2 protein-coding genes are annotated in these 1,920 nt (G+C 68.4%); both read left to right on the top strand.

Features of this window, described 5'->3' with window-relative positions; translation table 11 throughout:
- Positions 1 to 396: 396 nt before the first annotated feature.
- A complete protein-coding gene (locus VGS97_RS02585; RefSeq protein WP_326851531.1) occupies positions 397 to 816 on the top strand; it encodes a hypothetical protein in 420 nt (139 codons plus the stop codon).
- Positions 813 to 1,862, top strand: a complete 1,050-nt coding sequence (gene pstC, locus VGS97_RS02580; RefSeq protein ID WP_326851530.1) for a phosphate ABC transporter permease subunit PstC — start codon at positions 813 to 815, stop codon at positions 1,860 to 1,862. The genes VGS97_RS02585 and pstC overlap by 4 nt, the downstream gene beginning before the upstream one ends.
- Positions 1,863 to 1,920: the final 58 nt, after the last annotated feature.

The raw sequence follows: 1,920 nt of genomic DNA, 5'->3' as shown, positions 1-1,920 counted from the left end.
GTGGAGCCTTCCGGCAATGAAGATCTTGTGGTGAGACCTCTTCTACCGGCAGGCTCCACTACTGTTCACGGGACGCACAGATCATCCCGTCCTGGGCGTGTCACCCCTGATCACCCACTTCGCGCCACCGAGAAAACCTCAGTGTGCCGGTAGAAACTGCATGCCGTGTGTGACAACGGCATCACTTCCGAATATTCCCGTTAACGCGGCCGGTGTCCGGCGTTCACAACAGTGTGTGAACCATGTCGCCGCTGACCGGGACTGTTCGTGCAGTACGGGTGCACGAATGGTGGACGTGCACACCAGTGCGCCGAAAGTGAGTTGTGTAAACACAAAATTATGCGTCGACTCGGGCGAGACGCACCGCGACCTTGGGGTGGGAAGGGGTTGGGAGCTGTGGCCGGTCCGCGCTTTCTCTTCGTCTGCTCGAACGGGGCCGGCACCCACGCCCGGTCGGTGATCGTGCCGAACACGCTGAACCCGGCGCAGAAATCCGAGCACGTGGCCTGGCGGCTGCTGGGCGCGAACAACCGCGAACTCGGCCGCAGCCCGATCTGGTACCCCGACGTCGAGTCCTGCCGCGAGGCGGTGCGCGTACTCAAGCGGGAGATCGGCGGGGTGACCCCGGCGATCATGTCGGTGCCGCAGCCCGGCGGCGCGTGGAGTTGGCGGTTGGCGGTCAGCGGCACGCCGGTCGCGGTGGCCGGGCGCCCGTACCACCGGCAGCGCGAGTGCGCCTACAACCTGAACCACTTCGTCGCCGCGGTGCCCGACGCGCTGATCGCCGACGAGCCCTGCAACACGGGCCGCCGATGAGCACGTCCTCGTACACTCCGCTGTCTGGGCCGTCCGGAGCGGGAACCGCCGCAGGCTCGGGTGCCGACGCGGCGCGGCCGCGGCCGATCACCATCCGCCGCGGCACCGGCGACCGGGCGTTCCGTGGCCTGGCCCGCGGCAGCGGCGCCCTGGTGCTGCTGATGATGGCGCTGGTCGGCGGATTCCTGGTGCTGCGCGGCTGGTCGGCGCTGCGGGTGGACGGCCTGAAGTTCCTCACCACGCAGCAGTGGGAGCCGGACTCGCACGACTTCGGCATCGCGGGCGTGCTGACCGGCTCGGTGCTGATCGGCCTGACCGCGATCTTCTTCGCCCTGCCGCTGGCGCTCGGGACCGCGCTGTACATCTCCGAATACGCCCCCGCCTTCCTCAAGGGCACGCTCATCTCGCTGGTCGACCTGATGGCGGCGATCCCGAGCGTGGTCTACGGCCTGTGGGGCTTCCTCTTCCTCGAACAGCACGTGGTCGGCGTCTCCCGGTTCATCTCCACGTACTTCGGCTGGATCCCGCTGCTCAAGGTCGACGGCGCGGATCCTCACAATGCCCTGATCAACCTGAACGTCTACAGCGGCTCGACGTTCATCGCCGGGCTGACGGTCGCGCTGATGGTCACGCCGATCGCGACCTCGGTCATGCGCGAGGCCTTCAGCCAGGCGCCGCTCGGCGAGCGCGAGGGCGCCTACGCGCTCGGCGCGACCCGCTGGGGGATGATCCGCACCGTGGTGCTGCCGTTCGGCCGCGGCGGCGTCATCGGCGGCACGATGCTGGGGCTCGGCCGCGCGCTCGGCGAGACCATCGCCGTCTACATCGTCATCTCGATCGGCTACTCGATCCAGCCGCACATCCTGCAAGCCGGCACCAGTTCGGTCTCCGCGCTGATCGCCAACCACTACGGCGCGGCCACCGCGCTGGACATGTCCGGGCTGATGGCCGCCGGCCTGGCGCTGTTCGTACTCACCCTGATCGTCAACTTCGCCGCGTCCGCGATCGTCGCGCGCAGCCGCTCCGGGTCCGTGAGCGAGGCCTGAGATGAGTCAGACCCCTGTGACCTCCGAGGCGTTCCCGCAGGCCGCCGTTCCGCAGCCG

The sequence above is a fragment of the Actinocrinis sp. genome (genome assembly GCF_035946395.1).
Lineage (GTDB): Bacteria > Actinomycetota > Actinomycetes > Streptomycetales > Catenulisporaceae > Actinocrinis.
This window is presented reverse-complemented; position numbering and strand designations above follow the sequence as displayed.